This is a genomic window from Gemmatimonadota bacterium (genome assembly GCA_026706845.1).
Classification (GTDB): Bacteria; Latescibacterota; UBA2968; order UBA2968; family UBA2968; genus VXRD01.
The window spans coordinates 1-19,276 of sequence record JAPOXY010000120.1 but is presented as its reverse complement, the minus strand read 5'-3'; the positions used below and the strand labels follow the sequence as shown (position 1 = coordinate 19,276).

The window sequence follows — 19,276 nt, the reverse complement described above, 5'->3', positions numbered from 1 at the left end:
ACCGGAAATTCAATTGCTTATTGAAGGTGAAGATATAGACGAGATTGAGGATGCTTTTCGCACCCATATCGAGTTTGGTACGGGCGGTATTCGGGGCAAGATGGGGCCGGGTCCCAATCGAATCAATTTGAGGACGATTGGAGAAGCGGCGCAGGGTTTGGCGCAATATATACTCAAGTCGGGTATTGAGGATGCCAGAGATATGGGTGTGGTGATTGCGCACGATACGCGGAACAATTCGGATGTTTTTGCGCGGGAGACGGCTGCGATTATTGCGGGTAATGGTATTGTTGCGCGTCTGTTTGATGGTCCCCGCGCAACGCCTCATCTTTCTTTTGCGCTTCGCCAGACAGGGGCTGTTGCAGGGGTGGTTATTAGCGCGAGTCACAATCCTCCTTCGGATAATGGTTTTAAGGTGTGCTGGATTGATGGCGGGCAGGTGGTTCCGCCGCACGATAAGAATATTATTGCCGAGGTTGGTGCTGTTAAGCGTCTCGATAGAATTGACTATGCGGACGGGGTGGATAGGGGGTTGATAGAGGTGCTCGATGAGAAGCTCGACGCACAATATGTTGAAAAGCTGGTCGATCTTTCCCTTTGCGATGCCCGCGATATACGTGTTGTATATACGCCGCTGCACGGTGTTGGTTCAACGAGTGTTGTGCCCGCGCTTCAGAATCTGGGGTATTCCCATTTGCGCGTTGTTGAGGCGCAAGATGTTCCGGATGGCAATTTTCCTACGGTGGCAGGGGGTGTGGCAAATCCCGAAGATCCGGGTGCGCTTTCTCTGGCTATTGAAGAGGCAAGACAGGTTCGGGCTGATATTGTTCTGGCGAGCGATCCAGATGCCGATCGTCTGGGTTGTGCGTTGCCCGATCCACAGAGAGGCTGGAATGCCGCTCCCGAAGATCTCGCGATTAATGGCAATCAGATTGGCGCTGTTTTGTGCTATTATATTTTGACTTCGCTCAGGGAGCAGGATAAATTGCCCGATAGGGGAATTGTGTGTAAGACGATTGTTACGACTGATCTCATTGGTCTTATTGCCAGGCGTTTTGGTTTGACGCCTGTTGATAATCTCCTCGTTGGGTTCAAATATATCGGCGATGTGATCAATAATTTGTCAGATGATGAGACTTTTGTGTTTGGTACGGAAGAGAGCCACGGTTACTTGTTTACCGATTTTGTGCGCGATAAGGATGCCGCTGTGGCTGCGGTTTTGCTCGCGGAGTGCGCGGCGCAACTCAAGAGGCAAGGTCGCACGTTGCGGGATTATCTGGACGATATTTATCGCGCGTTCGGGTATTTTTGCGAGGTGCAGAGATCGACGTATCGAGAAGGCGCACGGGGCAATGAGGAGATTGCTCAGATTATGAATGGCTTGCGTCGGGATCCGCCTGTTGAAATTGGCGGGTACGAGGTGGTTGAGGTTATTGATCGCCAGACGAATACTGTGCATAATGTTCAGACGGGTACGACGCGCACAATCCAGGGTGCTACGGGCAATGTTCTCGCTTTTACTTTTTCGGAAGAAGGGCACACGCGGGTTACTGCCCGGCCTTCTGGTACAGAACCCAAGATCAAGTATTATGTTTCGGCGACTTCGGCTGATCGCGCAGATCTGGCTGGAGAGGATCTGGAGCAGACGCGCGAAAATGTCGATCAGCTCGCCTATGAGATTGTCAATGGGATGCTTGTTTCAGCAGAGTGCGCGCTTAAAGCGGTGACATCATGACCCAATCGACAGATACAGGTATCAATCGGAATTTGGCCAGTTATGGCGATCCGGAATTTAGCAAGTATATACGCAGGGCTTTTCTCGCGGCTGCGGGATATGACGGCGAGGATGTGGATCGTCCCGTTATTGGGATTGCTTCGACGGCTTCTGATTACAATCCCTGCCACGGACATATGCCGGATTTGATCGAGGCGGTCAAGCGCGGGGTTTTTGAAGGCGGTGGCCTGCCGTTTGTGTTTCCCACGATTTCGCTGAATGAGATTTTCTTTTCGCCTACGACGATGCTTTTTCGGAATCTGCTGTCTATGGAAACTGAAGAGCTGATTACGGCTCAACCTATGGATGCGGTGGTGCTGATGGGGGGCTGCGATAAGACTGTGCCTGCGCAGTTGATGGCTGCTGCTTCGGCTAATATTCCCGCTGTTCAGGTGGTGTCTGGCGCGATGCGGACCGGTTCGTGGCAGGGTGAGAGGTTGGGTGCGTGTACAGATTGCCGCCGTTATTGGGCGCAATATCGCGCTGGGGAACTGAGCGATGAGCAGATCGAAGGTGTGACGCAGTCGCTTTGCAGTACACCGGGGACGTGTATGGTTATGGGGACTGCTTCGACGATGGCGAGTGTGGTGGAGACGCTGGGTTTGATGGTTTCTGGTGGAGCGTCACCGCTTTCGGGTACGGGAGATCGCCTGCGCGTGGGTGTGCGGTCTGGACGCATGGCTGTTGCTCTTGCTCGCGCGGGACGGCGTCCTGTACAATTGCTCACGCGGGCGTCGTTTCTCAATGCGCTTGCGGTGCTCCACGCGCTGGGTGGTTCTACCAATGCGATTGTTCATCTTCTGGCGATTGCGCGGCGGGCGGGAACTCGGCTTACGCTGGAAGATATGCACGAGGTGTCGCAACAGGTGCCTTTGCTCGTGGATTGCAAGCCCGCAGGTGTGGGTTATATGGAGGATTTTCACGATGCGGGTGGCGTTCCCGCGTTGCTCAAGGCGCTGGCGTCTTTGCTGGATTGTTCTGTGCCGACGATTACGGGGCAAGCGTTGGGCGATTATTTGAAGACGGTTCAACCTCCTCAGTCCTGGCAAAGTACTATTCGCACGCTGGACAATCCTCTTGGCGCTACGGGCGCGCTGATTGTGGTTCGCGGCAATCTGGCTCCGGATGGGGCTGTGCTCAAGGTTGCTGCGGCGTCTCCCGAATTGCTGGCGCACCGGGGTCCTGCGGTTGTTTTTGATTCTGCTGAGGATGCATCTGCGCGGATTGATGACCCTTCTCTCAATATTACGCCCGATCATGTGATGATTTTGCGAAATGCCGGTCCTGTGGGCGATGGATTTCCGGAGGCGGGGTCTTTGCCTATTCCAAAATATCTGGCGCAAAAAGGAGTCAAAGATATGGTGCGGATTTCCGATGCGCGTATGAGTGGGACGTCTTATGGTACGGTGGTGTTGCACTGTTCTCCCGAGGCGGCGACAGGGGGACCTCTGGCTTTTGTGCGCGATGGCGATATGGTTGAGTTGAATGCAAAAGAACGCCGCATTGATTTGCTGGTCGATGCGGCAGAGCTTGCGCCTCGCCGCGAGGCTTTTGTTCCTGCGCCAATTCCCGGTCGAGGCTGGCGACACCTGTATGCCAAATGCGTTTTGCCCGCTCATCTCGGCGCAGATCTGGATTTTTTGTGAGATATAACCCTCTAAAAGAAAGGATACCTGTCATGTCAGATTATCAACCTCTCGATTTGTCGGCGTTGTGCAATGCGGGGCTTGAAGTTCTGGGCGCAAATGCGAAGGCTCCTGTAGGTAAACAATTATTCCGCGGTTTGCCGTTTTTGGTAAATGACGCCGGTTCGAATTGTTTTATCGCGTTGGATGAGGCTTCTGGTCGCGTGACGATTCCAATCAACGCGTCGGCACGCCGCGTGATTATTGCCCATCGCTTGTTGGATTCCGATCTGATGGAGGGCGGTCCGTTAGGGGAAAACGTGGCGGATTATCTGTTTCGGATGGCGGAGGGTGAAGAATTTCGTATTCCCATCCGCGAGCGATTTGAGATTGCACATTTATCCAGCGGCGGCGCGCCCTTTCTCGCACTTCCGGACCAGAACGACCAGCTATTGCCGCGTTACGAAGGGAGATGGGCGGATATGGGGCGACGTCAGACCGAGGTGTCGCGCGGCACGTCCCGCGGTTATTTTTTGTGGGCGTGGGAAAATCCTTTGCCGGATCGCGTAGTCGAGTCGCTGGAGATTATCCCGGGTGGTCCGCGTTTTATTATCGCTGGTGTCACGCTTTCGCATCTGGACGAGTATCCCTTTGTGCGACACGGGAAGCGGGAAGCGCGCCTGATTTTGACCCATCCCGAAGATGCGGAAAAACCGTTTGACCTTAGCGTGGACGTAGATCGGGGGACGGCAACTTATGTGCATCCACTGCCCGAAGCGTCTGCCGATGATTTTGTCAATGATGATTTCGCCGGTTGGGGAGAGGCGCAGAATCCCAAATCGAGTCCGGCTTATGTCGAGGTCGCTGCCACGCCTTCGGCTACGATGACGGTGAAGCAGGGCGAGGAAAAGGTGGGCGAGGTCAAGTGGGGTGATGTCGAGGAGAAGAAGGTGGTCGAGACCTCGCGCATGCGCGTGGAACTCCTGGACCGGGGGCGGAACTGGGTTCACGTCACTGTTCTCGATGACGATACGGGCAAGCCCATTCCTTGCCGCGTCCACTTCCGCTCGCCGGAGGGGATTCCCTATCAGCCTTACGGGCATCACAATCAGGTCAATTCCAATCTCGATAGCTGGCATTTTGATATCTGTGGCGATCTTCGGCATTGACAAATTACTTATGCGTACATAGACGGTCGTTTCCAGGGGTGGCTGCCGCGCGGAGAAGTCATCGTAGATGTCGCCCGGGGATTTGAGTATGAGCCGCTGCGGACGCGGGTGAAGATCCAACCGGGTCAACGCGAACTGACTTTGCGTCTCAAGCGATGGATTCACATGAACGAGGGGGGATGGTATAGCGGGGATTCGCACGTTCACTTCCTTTCGACACAGGGCAGTCATACGGAGTCCCAGGGGGAGGATCTCAATATCGTCAATTTGCTTCCGTCGCAGTGGGGCAATCTTTTTACCAATACAGAGGATTTTACGGGCAGGCCGAGTATTTCGCAGGATGGGAATAATATCGTCTATGTCGGTCAGGAGAATAGGCAGCACTTTTTGGGGCATCTCATTCTGTGGGGTCTCAAAGAGCCGGTGATGCCGTGGTGCAGTGACGGTCCCGGTGAGTCCGAACTGGGTGGGACGCTGGAGATTACGATGAGTGATTGGGCGGATCAGTGTCACGCGCAGGGTGGCTCGGTTATTATTCCGCATCTCCCGAATCCAAATGGGGAGCCTGCGGCGCTGATTGCTACTGGTCGCGTGGATGGCGTGGAGATGCTGCGTCATGCGCCGTTCAATCACCTGGAATACTACCGCTATCTCAACTGCGGTTACCGCTTGCCGCTGGTTGGCGGGACGGATAAGATGAGCAGTGATGTGCCCGTTGGTATTTACCGCACTTATGCCTATTTGCCCGACGAGGAGTTTACCTACGATAATTGGTGCAAGAGTGTGTCGCAGGGTCGAACATTTCACAGCGGTGGTCCCATCATTCACCTCACCGCGGATGGACACCAGGTTGGCGATACAATGCAGTTGTCGGGGGCCGGTACGGTGGAGGTCGAAGCGTGGGCGGAGAGTATTTTCCCGATTCATACGCTCGAGATCGTTCAGGCAGGGCGCGTTGTTGCTTCGACGGAAGATAATAAGGGTGCGCGGCGGCTGGAACTAAAGGCAAAGGTGAAGGTGGATGGGCATACGTGGATTGCCGCCCGGTGTGCAGGTCCCAATTATACCAGCGTTCCCCATCACGATGGCTGGGGACGGGGGATATTCGCCCATACGTCGCCAATTTATATCGCCTGCGGTGGCGAGTGGTGGATGTTCGATCTGGAAGCCGCCCAGTATATGCTGACGCTTATCGATGGCGATCTGGCGTACATCCGTCAAACCGCTGCCCGGCACGATCCCGGTACGGCGACGCACCATCACGGCGAGTTGGACCATCTCGCGTATCTGGAACGTCCCTTTGTCGAAGCCCGTGCAGCGATTCATAGGCGGATGCATCAGTTGGGGATACCGCATTGATGCGAATTATTTATTAAGGAATAGATTCAAATGAATATAGATGTTAAGTGGGTGCGGAAAGACGGGGTCTTGATTGTTGTGCTCAATGGTATTATCGATAGTAGCAGTGCTCCTCAATTGCAGCGCGCCCTGGAATCTGGTATTGGTCCGGCAGATCGGGCATTGCTGCTGGACTTTGAGCAGGTATCCTTTCTCAGCAGTGCAGGGCTTCGGATCTTCCTGATATTTGCCAGGAGATTTAACGTACCGGGCAAACAATTTGGCGTTTGTGCCCTTTCTGATCCAATCCGCAATGTTATCACCATCAGTGGTTTTGATCGGTTCCTCAAGGTTTATAACTCTCAGGCAGAGGCAGTCAACGCATTCAAGAGCGGTTTGAGCTAAGGAGGATGGAGTTGTGTCTGATTATTGCGAATCCGATGTCAACGCACGGAACCCCGATAGTGGTCGGGCGCCGCTACACTTTGCGGTAGAGAATAATGATTGTGAAATGGTTGAGCAATTGCTTGAGCGCGGTGCCGATGTCAATGTGCGGGAAAAAACTGGCAATACGCCACTACACTTTGCGGCGATTGGTAATGCTTCTGAAGTGGCCGAGTTATTGCTTGAGCGGGGTGCCTATGTCAACGCGCAGGACAGTGGTGGTACGACGCCGCTACACAATGCGGCGATTGGTAATGCTTCTGAAGTAGTTGAGCAATTGCTTGAGCGGGGTGCCGATGCCAATGTGCAGGATAGTGGTGGCACGACGCCACTACACTTTGCGGCGATTGGTAATGCTTCTGAAGTGGCCGAGTTATTACTGAATCGCGGTGCCGATGTCAATGTGCAGGATGTGGTTGGCAATACGCCGCTACACAATGCGGCGAGTAATAATGCTTCTTCTGAAGCAGCCGAGGTATTGCTGAACCATGGTGCCGATGTCAATGTGCAGAATAATGATGGTGCGACGCCGCTGGACCTGGCGAAGCGAGGGGATGCTTCTGAAACAGTGGAACTGTTGATCAACCGTGGTGCTATCACTTCAGCGCAACCCAAAAACCGTCGGGTGGGCGTGATTCTGGGTGTGATTATTCTCTTGTTTCTATGTTTTATGATATTTGTTGCAGTCAGCCCATAGCATATCGGTAGTGAATCAAAAAATAGACGCCATCCATCCGCCATCTACAGGCAGGGCTGTGCCGGTGATCCAAGCGGCGGCGTCCGATGCGAAGAATACCGCGGCGTTGCCGATGTCCGATGGCAAGCCCAGGCGGGGTAATGGGGTTTTTACTTTGCAGTCTTCGATGTCCTGCGGTGTGAGATAATCCTGTATGGGCGTTTCGATGTAGCCCGGGCAGATGGCGTTGACGGTTGCGCCAAAGGGGGCCAGTTCCAGGGCGGTGTCTCGCGTGAGGTTGACGACGCCGGCTTTTGATGCGGCATACGCAGGTCCTCCGCCCCCACCAAATGACTGTACAGATGCGATGTGGATGATTCTGCCTGATGGTTTTTTCAGGTGTGGCATGGCGAGTTTGCTGGCGACATATAGTGCCCGAAGGTTTACGCCCATTACAGTATCGTAGTCGGCGATGGTTGTTTCTTCAATGCCTCCGGGTATTGTGATGCCAGCGTTGTTTACCAGTATGTCCAGTTTGCCAAATTCGGAGACGGTCCGCTCGATCAGGATTTTCACCGCTTCGTCATCCGATACGTCGGTCTGTACAAAGATTCCTTTGCTGCCGAATTTTTCTATTTCCTCTGCCGTAGAAGTGGTCAGGTCGGTGTCGTGATATATGCCCTGTTTAGGTGCTTCCTGTATATCGGCTACTGCCACATGCGCGCCTTCTCGTGCCAGTGCCAGTGCTATGCCCCGCCCAATGCCAGAGCTTGCGCCTGTGACGATTGCCACGCGGTCTTTGAGTGTCATGGTTTCTCCTTAATCTGTCAATATCTCTGCTATCGCTTCGCACAATGGCCCGATGTTGTCCTTTGTCATGCCCGCCACGTTGATGCGTCCCGAACTGACGATGTATATCGAATATCGCTCGCGCAATGCTTCTACTTGCTCGGGGGTCAATCCGGAGAAAGAAAACATTCCTCTCTGGTGTGCGATAAACGAAAAGTCGCGCCGCACGCCTTTTGTTTCGAGGGTATCCACAAATAGGGTGCGCATGTTGTTGATGCGGTCGCGCATGGCTTTTACTTCGCCGTCCCATTGTGCCCGCAAGGCGGGGTCGTTGAGGACTGTTGCGACTGCCTGTGCGCCGTGCGATGGCGGGTTGGAATAATTTGTGCGGATGCAGATTTTGATGTGGCTCATCGCTTTTTCAACGGTGGTGGCGTCTTTTCCCACGATGGTCAATGCGCCCGTGCGCTCGCGGTAGAGGCCAAAGTTTTTGGAGAAGGAACTGGCGACGAGGAGTTCACAGCCGGGCTGGCTGAGAGACAGGAGGCCGACGGCGTCTTCAACGAGGCCATTGCCTAGGCCCTGATAGGCAAAGTCAACGAGTGGGATGATGCCGTGGTCGGTTATGATGTCGGCTATTTGCGCCCATTGTTCGGCTGAGGGATCGACGCCGGTCGGGTTGTGACAACATCCGTGTAGCAAGACGACATCGCCTGCGGGGATTTGCCCGAGGTCCTGGATGAGTGCGTCAAAGTCCAGGCCAAAAGATGAGGGGTTGTAATAGCGATAGGTTTCTGTGGGTACGCCGGCAGATTCAAATATTTTGGGGTGGTTTGCCCAGGTGGGATCACTCAGCCATACGCGGGCATGGGGATAGTGCTGATGGATGAAGTCGCCGGCAATGCGCAATGCGCCCGTGCCCCCCGGTGCCTGGGCTGTTCCCGCGCGTCCACTGGTGAGTATTTCGTGTTCTGTTCCCCAGAGGAGTTCTTGTACGGCTTTGTTATACGCTTCGTCGCCTTCTATGCCGAGATAATTTTTGGTATCTTCGTGTGTTAAAAGGCGTTCTTCTGCTGTTTTTACAGAGGCGAATATCGGCGTGTTGCCGTCGCTGTCTTTGTACACGCCAACGCCGAGGTTTATTTTTTTGGGGTTTGGATCGTTTTTGAATGCTTCGGTCAATCCTATAATGGGATCCGCAGGGGCCATTGTCAGGGATTCAAACATTATTTTTTCCTTTCGGGATCAGGATGTGCAGGATGTGAGGATGTGCGCGGGCAAAGATACATACGCACGCTGTAAAATGCAAGTCCACGGTCGCCGATTACGCGATGCGGGTGTTTTGCAAAGTTTCGCCCATGCAGATGTTGACAGGTCTATAGAAATCGGCTACTTTTGATTTGATAAAGGTCATTGGGCCTGTTGGCCTTGCGTTATGGAAATCCCAATGAGGAATGAGAGATGGCCCTGTTGACAGATGAAGAATTGTTAGAGACGCTTGAGAAACAGTTGCCGGCTTTGCTTGCGCGGCATCCAGAGATGGAACGGCGCATCTATACGGCTTTTATGCGGACTTTTGCCACGAAGGAAGAAGTCGCAGCAGTCCTTTCTGAATTACGCGATTTTCGTGGCGAATTTGATGTATTTCGGTCAGGAATGGAAACATTTCGGTCGGAAGTCAATGAACGATTTGAGAAAGTTGATGAACGTTTTGACCAGATGGATCAGCGTTTTTCCGATCTGAGAGATTGGGTCGAAATGATCGTGGGACGTTTCCAAACGCGATCTGGGAGAAAACTGGAGGATGTTGTTGCTGGCACGATGAGATTGGTACTTGGAAGGGACGATATATTATCTCAGAATGTTCGTTTGCGACAGTCCCTTGAAGATGAGGATGGCATGATTGGACCTTCAGGCCGCCGCTATGAAGTCGATATTCTGGTCTATAATAGTACTTTATTGGTGTTTGAGGTGAAGTCTGTTTGCGAGGTGGAGGATGTGGATCGCTTTGCCGATAAAGTGGGGTTGATGCGGACTTTGCATCCCGATAAAACCGTCGATGGCGTGATCGTGACAATGGCACCGCTTGATGAAGTCGAAGCGCGATGTGTTGAATGGGGCATCAAGTTGGTGCATTGAGTTGTTTCGAATAGACGCAATGGTTTACCTGATATACAAAAATGCCTTGGCACAACGATGCTGAGGCGTTCTTTTTTAAAGTAGGCTGTCGTTTGAACAACAGATTTAACAGGGGGTCAAGTCCAAAAAGTTCTGTAAAATTGTAGCTCCGTGATATAGGGGTCAGAGCGTTTATTTCCAATCCGTCATGTCCAGGTAGCGTCTGCCGGTGATCCACTCGTCAGACCACTCCATACACAACGCGCCGATGAGACGTTCACAAGCCGCTTGATTGGGGAAGATTTGCACGACATCGGCACGTCTTTTGATCTCACGATTGAGTCTCTCCAACAGGTTGGTGGTACGAATGCGTTTTTGATGCTGTTGTGGAAAGTGGAAGCAGGCCAGACAATGGGTGATATCCCGGTCTATCTTCTCCACGGCATTGGGCAGTATAGGTTCATAGGTGTCCATCATAGAAGATAGGTGCTCTTGTGCAGTGGCAAGATCGGGTGCATTGAAAACGTCTTTGAGTGTCTGGGCAACCTCACGTTGATACTTAGGCGGTGTGATGCCTTTGATATTTCTGTGAAAGTGGGTTTGACAATGCTGCCAAGAAGCCCCTTGAAAGTGTCGTTTGATGGCATTTTGTAAGCCTTCGTGGTGGTCTGATATGACGAGATGCACCCCCTTTAACCCACGTTTTTTAAGGTCTTTAAACAAGTCCGCATACGTGGCTTCTGTCTCAGTGTGCGCCACGTCAATGGCCAAAATGTCGCGGTGCCCACTCTCTGCGATGCCAGAAACGATTAAGACGGCCTCAGAAGCGACCTGTCCCCTGCTACGGATGTGGAGATAGGTCGCATCAATAATCAGATAAGGGTATCCTTGCTCAAGGGGTCGTTCACGCCAGGCGTTGATGTCTGCATCCAGGTCTTGACAAAGCTGTGAGACCTGGGACTTTGAAAAAGAGGTGCCACACAAGGCTTCTGTGATCTTTGTCACTTTGCGTGTGGAGACCCCTTGCAAATACGCCTCTTGAAGGGCAAGAATGAGCGCTTTTTCACTGCGTTGAAACCGTGAGAATAACGCACTGCTAAATCGCCCTTCTCGATCTTGGGGTATACTCAGTTGGATACGGCCTACGCGCGTCTTCAGAACACGGGGTTTATAGCCGTTACGGTAGCCCGTACGCTCGCTAGTTCTTTGATAGGGTTCTGCTTGTAAAAATGATGTGATCTCGGCTTCCATAAACTGCTGGAGGAAGCGTGTGATGGCCTGATTGAGAAAATCAGGGTCATTCAAAAGTGCAAATTGCTCTCTTTGAGAAATTTTTATATCTTTGGGGTAAGTCATCGTAGCCTCCAAGTTAGGGTTTATACTACTTACTCACCCCTATTTTAAGATTTTTCTCGGAGCTACGGTGACTTTTTTACTTTTTACAGAAATTTAAGGACGCTATCAGTTTGTACGTATGCGAACGTGGGGCGCAGCACCTTTAGCTGTGCGAAGAATGGGCAAAATATTACGGTGCCTGTGGGATCGTTTCGTCCGAATAACTTTGGCCTATACGATATGATCGGGAATGTGCAGGAATGGACAGCGGACTGCTGGAATGACAACTACGACGGTGCGCCGTCCCATGGCAGTGTTTGGCAAGAAGGGAATTGTACCTTTCGCGTTACGCGCGGAGGCTCGTGGCACGATTATTATACGCGGCATTTTCGTTCAGCCGCACGCCATTACACCAGGGCGAATGGGAGCGCAAGTCACATTGGTTTTCGGGTTGCGCGGACGATGGCGGTGGCGCCAAATCCCTATCGGAAATAGTGTGAATCAAATGAATGTATCTCAAGAACGCCCCGGCCAAATGATGCTGGGGCGTTCTATTTTTGTGCTGCAGGACTTAAAGTAGGGCTATTGTTACACACGCACGCTGTAAAATGCAAGCCCACGGTCGCCCATTACGCGATGCAGGTGTTGTTTGATGACTCGCCCATGCAGGTGTTGACAGACCCATAGAAATCAGCTACTTTTGTTTTATGTATATGGGATTGAATTGCAAAGTTTTTATTTCAGGAGGCATGAGATGCCTGTTAAACGACAAAAGGATATAGCACGGCAGGAGGCGCATGCCCTAGTTCAAGAGGAGACCGGCGATTCCGATGAGGGGCTTGAACTGCGTGAAGAATTTGTAGAAGAATTGCGTGAAGCAGAGGCGAAGGTTGATGCGGGTATTGGATTAAAAAAATGGTCGGATTTTATGAAGAAATTGGGTATTGAGTGAGATATACGATAATCATTGGTTCAAGTGCCCGAAAAGAAATACGTCGTTTGAGTTCAGATATAATTGTGCGTGTAAATGAGAAGTTAAAGGAGTTTTCAGAAACATTTGAGATTCAGACACCTGTACCGTTGGGGGGAAATCTGAAGGGGTTGTTTAAGTTGCGTGCAGGTGATTATCGTATAGTGTATAAATATGATAGATCAAAACGGCTGATAATTATTATGAGTGTAAAACATCGAAGTGCGGTATATAGAGTTCTGCGCCCTTGACCTGATGAGCATTTTTACTTTGAATTTACCTGATACACAAAGCCGCCCCAACACAAAGATGCTGGGGCGTTCTTTTTTGTCTATAGTGTTGCGGTGCATCCTGTCCATCCTTCCATCCTTCCTATCCTGATCCCGATATTGATTTTCCCACCCCCCTGTCGTATCTTCATCTTATGTCACAGACTGCATACAAAACTCGCGCGGTTGAGATTGCAGAGGCTTATGCCCATTGCGAGGCACTCACCCGAGCGCATTATGAGAATTTTCCGGTTGGTTCGGTGCTTATTCCCAAACGCGTGCGGCCCCATGTGTATAGTATCTATGCGTTTGCGCGCACGGCGGATGATTTTGCCGATGAGCCGGGTTTGACGGCGCAGGAGCGACTCAATCATCTGGCCGAGTGGGAAGCGCGTCTCGATGCGTGTCTTTCAGATCCGGTTGGTCCGATATTTACGGCGCTTGCGGAAACGATTCGCACGCGCGATTTGCCCGTGCAATTGCTCAGGGATTTGCTCACGGCTTTTCGCATGGATGTGACGACGCAACGGCATCAGACGTATCGGGATTTGCTGACGTATTGCACTTTTTCTGCCAATCCCGTGGGGCGGCTTATTCTCCATTTGTTTGGGTATCGCGGTGAGGGCTATGCGCGGTATTCTGACGCGATATGTAGTGCGCTGCAACTCGCCAATTTCTGGCAGGATATTGCGATTGATTTTTCGCGCGGTCGCATTTATCTCCCGCAGGAGGATCTCAAACGGTTTGGTGTCGGGATTTCAGATTTGCGCGATCAGCGCGTTACGCCGGAATTTTGCAGGCTTATGGATTATCTCATCAACCGCACACGGGATCTGTTTGTGGCGGGTTATCCCCTGCTGGATATGGTGAAGGGGCGATTGCGTTTTGAACTGCGGTTGACCTGTTTGGGCGGTATGCATATTCTGAAAAAGATTCGCGATAACGATTGCGATGTGTTTCATCGACGGCCCACGATTACAAAACGCGATTTGCCCGCGCTTTTGTTTAAGACGCTTTTCCACTTATGAACCTGAAAAAACACATTGGCAAAATCGTGCGAGGCGCCCGAACGAATTTTTTTTACGCCTTTGTTTTTTTGCCGCGCAAGAAACGCGAGGCCATTTTTTCGGTTTATGCGTTTAGCCGACATACGGATGATATAGTGGATGATGCGGCTTCGCCAGAAGAGGCGCGGTGCCACCTCAAGGCATGGCGCGAGCAACTCCACGCCTGTTATATGGGCAATGCTTCACATCCAATCGCGCAGAATTTGCAGGCTGTTTTGCGGGATTTTCCCATTCCCAAAGCGCATTTTCTGGCGCTTATTGAGGGTGTTGAGATGGATTTGACAAAGAATCGGTATGCTACGTTTGACGAGTTGCGCGAATACTGCTACCGGGTCGCATCGGTTGTGGGGTTAATCTGTATTGAAATTTTTGGGTACCGCAATCCGCAGACCCGCGAATACGCCGTTAATCTGGGGCTCGCGCTTCAATTGACCAATATTTTGCGAGATGTGCATACGGATTGGCAACAGGACCGCATTTATCTTCCGCAGGAAGAGATGGCGCGGTTTGGATATACGAAAAAAGATCTTGCTCGGGGAGATTATAATGCTGCGTTTATCGACCTGATGCGGTTTCAAGCGCAACGCGCGTGGACCTTCTATCAAACAGCCGAAGAATTGCTTCCCGCGGAGGACCGGTCCGCCATGTTTTCGGCACAGATTATGGGCAAAATTTATGCCCAGTTGCTCGTGAAGATCCAGCGCGCCAATTACGATGTTTTTGGCGCGTCTATTCGTCTCAACGATTTGCACAAACTGGGCATTGCGCTGCGCTATTGGCTGGGCAGTCGTGTCGCGTGGAGGTAATGTGAAACGCGTAACTGTAATCGGGGGGGGATTTGCCGGTCTTGCAGCAGCTGTCCGCCTTTGCGATGCTGGATATCCCGTTACACTTTTGGAGCGGCGGCAGCAATTGGGGGGGCGCACCTTTTCATTTTCAGACCCCGTTACGGGCGATACGGTTGATAATGGGCAGCATCTGTTGATGAAGTGCTATCGGGAGACGCTCGATTTTCTCGGGCGGATTGGTGCGCGCGACGATGTGGTGTTCCAACCTCAGTTCAGGATAGATTTTCGCCACGCCGATGGTGGTGCGTACACGTTGAGGTTTCCATCCTTTTTGCCCGTGCCGTTGAATCTGCTGTCTGGCTTTTTGCGTTTTGGCGCGGTTCACTGGACAGATATCCCGCCGTTGAGAAAGATCGTGGCGGAGTTGCACAGGGATCTGGATATCGGTCTCACTGTAGATGCCTGGCTCGATGATTGCGGTCAGAAACCGCGCATGCGTAGGGCTTTCTGGGATCCGCTTTGTATTGCGGCTCTCAATCAACGACCGCAAAATGCCAGTGCGCGATATCTTCAAGCTGTGCTGCGAGAAGCTTTTTTGGGCGAATCGGATGGCGCGCGTTTGGGATATGCGCGGACGGGCCTGAGCGGTTTGTTTGAGAATCGCGCACGGGAATATATCTCAAAACGGGGTGGCGAAGTCCAGTGCGGAATAGCTGTGACATCTATTGCGCCTGCCCCTTCGGACGTTCGCATCCATACCCGTTCGGGAGGTGTGATAGACACAGATATGTGTATTGCGGCGGTTCCTCCGCTACAACTCGCCAGAATGATTTGTGCGAAGACTTTTGCCGAACTCCATCACACGCTTTGTCAATACGAGCCATCGCCCATTTTTTCTGTAAACTTGTGGTTTGATCGGCCCATTATGCGTGAACCTATGTGCGGTTTGCTCGGCACGACAATGGAATGGGTTTTTAACAAGTCCGTGCTCTATGGCGATCACGACCGCGCTTCTGAGGGCTTTCTCACCATGGTTGCATCTGCGGCGCATCATCTTTTGCACATGTCAAATGACGATCTTATTGATATGGCTTGCAGAGAGCTTCATCAGGTCTTTCCCGAAAGTAGGCGTGCCGAGGTATTACAAGCCAGAGTGATATGCGAACACGCGGCGACTTGCGCGTTGCCGCTTTCTTATGCAGTGCCCAAAACTCAGACGCCACATCCCTGTTTGTTTCTCGCGGGCGATTGGACAGATACTGGATTGCCGCCGACCATCGAAGGTGCTGTCAGGAGCGGGTACGCGGCTGCAGATGCTGTCTTACTGAAATAATTCGATGTATTTTAAGCCCGTTCCCGTGTTGAATAATACGACGCGCTCGCGCTCGCTAACCTGATTTTCCGCTATGAGTTTTTCAAGAGCAGCGAGGGTGGCTGCGCCTTCGGGCGCGGGAAATGATCCCACGGCGGCAGCCATTTTTGATGTGGATGCCATTAGTTCTTCATCTGTGACGGAAAGCGCGCATCCACCGCTGTCGCGGATGGCTTTTAGCATCAAAAAGTCACCGACGGCAGCAGGGACGCGCAGACCTGCCGCAATTGTTTCTGCATTGATCCAGGGTTCGGCGTGTTCTTCTCCTGCGCTATAAGCGCGGACAATGGGCGCGCATCCCGCCGCTTGTACGGATATCATACGGGGGCGCTCTGAGCCAATCCATCCCATTTGTTCCATTTCGTCAAATGCCTTCCACATGCCGATTAATCCCGTGCCACCTCCGGTTGGATAGATGACGACTTCTGGCAATTCCCAATCAAATTGTTCGGCCAATTCATAGCCCATTGTTTTTTTGCCTTCTACACGGTACGGCTCTTTCAGGGTCGAGATATCAAACCAGCCTTCGGCTTCTTTGCGCGATGCCACAATTTTTCCGCAATCGGAAATCAGACCGTCGATCAATTCGACATGTGCGCCCAGGACCTTGCATTCGATGTAATTGGCCTGCGGCACATCTTTGGGCATAAAAATATGCGCTGGCAAGCCCGCTCGCGCAGCATAAGCGGCTGTTGCACCACCTGCATTGCCGGCCGAGGGAATGGCAATGGCCTGAGCGCCCAATTCCGCAGCTCTTGAAATTGCCGCTGACATGCCGCGCGCTTTAAATGATCCCGTCGGATTTAAGCCTTCGTCTTTGATGTACAGCTTTGGTACACCGATTTTTCGCCCCAGTGATGTTGCTTGCAACAACGGGGTGAATCCTTCACCGAGACTCACCTGAAATTGCTCGTTTTCGACCGGCAAAACTTCGGCATAACGCCACATTGTCGGTACGCGTTCTGCGAGTTTTTCCCGGCGCATGGCTTTTGCAACCGCATCGAGATCATATCGGGCAAATAACGGCGCATCTGCCTCTGGGCTCAAATTCCAGAGCTGGTCTTTTGAATACGCTTTGTCCGTTTTTGTGCAGACCAGATCAATGAGAAATCCCATAATTACCTCTCTAAAAAAAAGTTAAAAGCTCATCATAGTATGAGTCGTACTTTTTTTTTAGTCAAGGTCTAACACATCTGTCCGTTTTTCATTCTTTCAACCGCGTATCGGCGTATTTTTCGTCTCAATGTTGGTCTGGATATCCCGAGTAACTCACAGGCTCGTCCTTGATTGCCACCAGTGGCGAGCATCACCCGCTCAATATGCGCCTGTTCGATTTCATACAGGGTTTCAATTTTGTCCGATGTGCTGGACTGTGTGGGCATGAGCACATCGAGATGTTCGGGGCGAATTACCCCTTTCTGACAGGCCAGGGCTGCGCGGTAAATGGCGTGTTGCAATTCCCTTAAATTACCCGGCCATTCACATCTTGCCAGATATGCAACCGCCGCTTCAGAAACTCCCTGTACTTCCAGGCCCGTATCGGCTTTCAATCGCGTTAGCATTGCTTGAACAATGTGTGGGATATCTTCGCTGCGCTCCCGCAGAGGGGGGAGGGATAAGGTTACGGCGCTGAGCCTGTAAAACAAATCCAGGCGAAATTCGCCTTGTTCAATCATGGCATCGAGGTCGCGGTTGGTGGCAGCAATTACCCGAACCTGCGTCTGTATGAGTGATTGCCCGCCAACTCTGACAAATTCACCGCGGTCTAAGACCCGTAGCAGTTTGGCCTGAAAAGCAGGCGATGCCTCACCAATTTCGTCGAGAAAAAGCGTGCCGCCATCGGCTTGTTCAAAACACCCTGCCCGACGTGTTATGGCGCCGGTAAAAGCGCCTCGCTCATGCCCAAAGAGTTCACTTTCGGCGATGCTTTCCGCTATTGCCGCGCAATTGAGTGCTACAAATGCCCCCGACCGCCCTGAAGCCCGATGTATTTCTCGCGCCATCAACTCTTTTCCGGTTCCACTTTCTCCATAAAGCAGGACCGAAGCCGATGTTCGCGCTGCCAGGCCCGCGCGCTTGAGTGCGAGCAACATGTCTGGACACGATCCAATCACCATCCCCGTAGGTGACTCGTTTCTGGGATTTTGAGACAGATAGTGTAGCGCGATTTTACCCTCGACCTTCAATTGAGAGATCAGAATATCCAGCGTCTGCCGATCAATGGGATGTACGAGAAAATCGCGTGCGCCCAACGACAAAGCCTCGAGTATTCTATCAGATGCCATATATTCACCCACAATCACGACGGGACATAGATCTTCAAATACGGGAAGTAGCTTTAATCCCCGTCCATCGGGGAGGATTTCAGCGACAAGGGCGAGATCGGGGTTTTTTTCTTCAATGCGTTTCAAGCTGTGATAAAAAGAGCCCGCTATGCGCGCGTTTGCGCCCAGTTCTTCCAACAGTTGCGCCAATTGCATTGCGCGTTGCGGGTTTCCATCAACAATCAGTATGTCTCCCATAAAACCTCCAATATGTAATGAGTTGTTTTACAAGAGACGTCATGCACAATTTGTGCCAGTGATAACAGAATTTATAACATGTTGATAAATAATTAGTTAAGAAAATTATGAAAATTTTTGATTCGTACATCTGACGCATAAAAGGCGACAGTTGGCTCTTATTTATAAAAAAAATGGCGTCCTTCAAGAGAAGGACGCCATTTTTTGACTGCTGTTGGCTCTATGGGACCACAATAATCACAATATTGGAAGGACTACTGATCCGACCAGCAAGATTTGTGCGGACCCGGTAAACATAGGTGACCCCACTTGTTATATTTGTATCGCTATAAGTAGAGGTCTGTTGTGTGCTGCTCAAATTCGTGTAATTTGCATCTGTTAAATCTTGAAGGGGAGTCCCTGGGGTGAGTACTGCCCGTTGAATCACAAAACTGTCAAACTCAGCGGGCTCTCTCCAGGTCAAAATGACCTCGGGAACATCGCCATTATAAGAAACCTGCAGGTTCGATGGTGCCACGACATCCGTTTCAGCTGTGGTCACTGTCCTGATAGGTGATCGCGCACTCTCATTGCCCTTGTCGTCAATGGCAGAGATCTGATATCTGTAAATCGTGCGGTTTGCCAGACCGGTATCCAGATACATTTGATGCGCCGCATCTACGGTTGTGAGCTCAACCGGCACAGTATTCGATGAGTCCGCGCGATAAATCACATAGCGGGCAAGTCCCGTCAGGGCACCGCCATTTGCATCTCTTATGGGGGCATCCCAACGCAACTCAATCGCTGTGCCGGTACTCGCCAAAACAGCGGCAAAATTGCCGGGGGTAGCGGGTGGGCTATCATCAATCAGTACCGTTGCAGAGGCAAATAGCGATAGTTCGCTTTCTGTGTTATTTACACCAACCGCCTGTACGCGGTACACATAGGTCTGTTCCGATACCAGGGGCGAATCAACATAAGTCGTATGCACGGTCGCGAAGGTCGCTTCAGCCTCGGTTTGCGCCGGGTCTGTGTAGCGCA

The 19,276-nt window shown here is 51.8% G+C and carries 18 protein-coding genes; 12 read left to right on the top strand and 6 right to left on the bottom strand.

Features of this window, described 5'->3' with window-relative positions; genetic code table 11:
• The 6 genes from OXG87_11730 to OXG87_11705 all read left to right on the top strand — a co-directional run.
• A partial coding sequence (locus OXG87_11730; protein ID MCY3870219.1) for a phospho-sugar mutase occupies nucleotides 1-1,735 on the top strand: 1,735 nt, incomplete at its 5' end.
• Entirely contained in the window at nucleotides 1,732-3,420 is a 1,689-nt protein-coding gene (locus OXG87_11725; protein ID MCY3870218.1) for a dihydroxy-acid dehydratase, read from the top strand. The genes OXG87_11730 and OXG87_11725, both read left to right, overlap by 4 nt.
• A gap of 32 nt (nucleotides 3,421-3,452) precedes the next feature.
• Nucleotides 3,453-4,568, top strand: a complete 1,116-nt coding sequence (locus tag OXG87_11720; protein ID MCY3870217.1) for a hypothetical protein — start codon at nucleotides 3,453-3,455, stop codon at nucleotides 4,566-4,568.
• 108 nt (nucleotides 4,569-4,676) lie between these two features.
• Nucleotides 4,677-5,927 carry a CehA/McbA family metallohydrolase gene (locus OXG87_11715; protein MCY3870216.1) on the top strand — a complete coding sequence of 417 codons (1,251 nt, stop codon included), beginning with the start codon at nucleotides 4,677-4,679 and terminating at the stop codon, nucleotides 5,925-5,927.
• A 30-nt stretch (nucleotides 5,928-5,957) separates the two neighbouring features.
• Complete coding sequence (locus tag OXG87_11710; GenBank protein MCY3870215.1) at nucleotides 5,958-6,311, top strand: STAS domain-containing protein; 354 nt, start codon at nucleotides 5,958-5,960, stop codon at nucleotides 6,309-6,311.
• 13 nt (nucleotides 6,312-6,324) lie between these two features.
• A complete protein-coding gene (locus OXG87_11705; GenBank protein MCY3870214.1) occupies nucleotides 6,325-7,047 on the top strand; it encodes an ankyrin repeat domain-containing protein in 723 nt (240 codons plus the stop codon).
• A gap of 15 nt (nucleotides 7,048-7,062) precedes the next feature.
• Here OXG87_11705 and OXG87_11700 read toward each other — a convergent pair whose 3' ends face one another.
• Both OXG87_11700 and OXG87_11695 read right to left on the bottom strand, forming a co-directional pair.
• Nucleotides 7,063-7,836 carry a 3-oxoacyl-ACP reductase FabG gene (locus OXG87_11700; GenBank protein MCY3870213.1) on the bottom strand — a complete coding sequence of 258 codons (774 nt, stop codon included), beginning with the start codon at nucleotides 7,834-7,836 and terminating at the stop codon, nucleotides 7,063-7,065.
• 9 nt (nucleotides 7,837-7,845) lie between these two features.
• Nucleotides 7,846-9,042, bottom strand: coding sequence for an aspartate/tyrosine/aromatic aminotransferase (locus OXG87_11695; GenBank protein MCY3870212.1), 1,197 nt, complete (start codon nucleotides 9,040-9,042; stop codon nucleotides 7,846-7,848).
• A 234-nt stretch (nucleotides 9,043-9,276) separates the two neighbouring features.
• Here OXG87_11695 and OXG87_11690 point away from each other — a divergent pair, with 234 nt between their 5' ends.
• A complete protein-coding gene (locus OXG87_11690; protein ID MCY3870211.1) occupies nucleotides 9,277-9,954 on the top strand; it encodes a hypothetical protein in 678 nt (225 codons plus the stop codon).
• Between the two features lie 171 nt (nucleotides 9,955-10,125).
• On the opposite strand, the gene OXG87_11685 is transcribed toward OXG87_11690, so the two are convergent.
• Nucleotides 10,126-11,289, bottom strand: a complete 1,164-nt coding sequence (locus OXG87_11685) for an IS256 family transposase (protein MCY3870210.1) — start codon at nucleotides 11,287-11,289, stop codon at nucleotides 10,126-10,128.
• Nucleotides 11,290-11,415: 126 nt separating this feature from the next.
• Between OXG87_11685 and OXG87_11680 the strand changes: the two genes are divergently transcribed.
• From OXG87_11680 to hpnE, 5 genes are all read left to right on the top strand, one after another.
• On the top strand, nucleotides 11,416-11,763 hold the full coding sequence (locus OXG87_11680) for an SUMF1/EgtB/PvdO family nonheme iron enzyme (GenBank protein MCY3870209.1): 348 nt from the start codon (nucleotides 11,416-11,418) through the stop codon (nucleotides 11,761-11,763).
• Between the two features lie 259 nt (nucleotides 11,764-12,022).
• The gene (locus tag OXG87_11675) at nucleotides 12,023-12,220 is read left to right on the top strand and encodes a hypothetical protein (protein MCY3870208.1); all 198 of its coding nucleotides are present in this window, start codon (nucleotides 12,023-12,025) and stop codon (nucleotides 12,218-12,220) included.
• 442 nt (nucleotides 12,221-12,662) lie between these two features.
• Entirely contained in the window at nucleotides 12,663-13,535 is an 873-nt protein-coding gene (gene hpnC, locus OXG87_11670; GenBank protein MCY3870207.1) for a squalene synthase HpnC, read from the top strand.
• Nucleotides 13,532-14,380 carry a presqualene diphosphate synthase HpnD gene (hpnD, locus tag OXG87_11665; protein MCY3870206.1) on the top strand — a complete coding sequence of 283 codons (849 nt, stop codon included), beginning with the start codon at nucleotides 13,532-13,534 and terminating at the stop codon, nucleotides 14,378-14,380. The genes hpnC and hpnD overlap by 4 nt, the downstream gene beginning before the upstream one ends.
• Before the next feature lies 1 nt (nucleotide 14,381).
• The gene (gene hpnE, locus OXG87_11660; protein MCY3870205.1) at nucleotides 14,382-15,695 is read left to right on the top strand and encodes a hydroxysqualene dehydroxylase HpnE; all 1,314 of its coding nucleotides are present in this window, start codon (nucleotides 14,382-14,384) and stop codon (nucleotides 15,693-15,695) included.
• Here the strand turns inward: hpnE and OXG87_11655 are convergent.
• From OXG87_11655 to OXG87_11645, 3 genes are all read right to left on the bottom strand, one after another.
• Complete coding sequence (locus OXG87_11655; protein ID MCY3870204.1) at nucleotides 15,684-16,850, bottom strand: threonine synthase; 1,167 nt, start codon at nucleotides 16,848-16,850, stop codon at nucleotides 15,684-15,686. The two genes, hpnE and OXG87_11655, sit on opposite strands and share 12 nt — an antisense overlap.
• A gap of 68 nt (nucleotides 16,851-16,918) precedes the next feature.
• On the bottom strand, nucleotides 16,919-18,256 hold the full coding sequence (locus tag OXG87_11650; protein ID MCY3870203.1) for a sigma-54 dependent transcriptional regulator: 1,338 nt from the start codon (nucleotides 18,254-18,256) through the stop codon (nucleotides 16,919-16,921).
• 220 nt (nucleotides 18,257-18,476) lie between these two features.
• A partial coding sequence (locus OXG87_11645; protein ID MCY3870202.1) for a fibronectin type III domain-containing protein occupies nucleotides 18,477-19,276 on the bottom strand: 800 nt, incomplete at its 5' end.

Excerpts from the sequence above, each read along its gene's own strand:
- OXG87_11725 (MCY3870218.1), top strand. The coding sequence starts at position 1,732 with ATGACCCAATCGACAGATACAGGTATCAATCGGAATTTGGCCAGTTAT.
- OXG87_11720 (MCY3870217.1), top strand. The coding sequence starts at position 3,453 with ATGTCAGATTATCAACCTCTCGATTTGTCGGCGTTGTGCAATGCGGGG.
- OXG87_11710 (MCY3870215.1), top strand. The coding sequence starts at position 5,958 with ATGAATATAGATGTTAAGTGGGTGCGGAAAGACGGGGTCTTGATTGTT.
- OXG87_11700 (MCY3870213.1), bottom strand. The coding sequence starts at position 7,836 with ATGACACTCAAAGACCGCGTGGCAATCGTCACAGGCGCAAGCTCTGGC.
- OXG87_11695 (MCY3870212.1), bottom strand. The coding sequence starts at position 9,042 with ATGTTTGAATCCCTGACAATGGCCCCTGCGGATCCCATTATAGGATTG.
- OXG87_11690 (MCY3870211.1), top strand. The coding sequence starts at position 9,277 with ATGGCCCTGTTGACAGATGAAGAATTGTTAGAGACGCTTGAGAAACAG.
- OXG87_11685 (MCY3870210.1), bottom strand. The coding sequence starts at position 11,289 with ATGACTTACCCCAAAGATATAAAAATTTCTCAAAGAGAGCAATTTGCA.
- OXG87_11675 (MCY3870208.1), top strand. The coding sequence starts at position 12,023 with ATGCCTGTTAAACGACAAAAGGATATAGCACGGCAGGAGGCGCATGCC.
- hpnC (MCY3870207.1), top strand. The coding sequence starts at position 12,663 with ATGTCACAGACTGCATACAAAACTCGCGCGGTTGAGATTGCAGAGGCT.
- hpnD (MCY3870206.1), top strand. The coding sequence starts at position 13,532 with ATGAACCTGAAAAAACACATTGGCAAAATCGTGCGAGGCGCCCGAACG.
- OXG87_11655 (MCY3870204.1), bottom strand. The coding sequence starts at position 16,850 with ATGGGATTTCTCATTGATCTGGTCTGCACAAAAACGGACAAAGCGTAT.
- OXG87_11650 (MCY3870203.1), bottom strand. The coding sequence starts at position 18,256 with ATGGGAGACATACTGATTGTTGATGGAAACCCGCAACGCGCAATGCAA.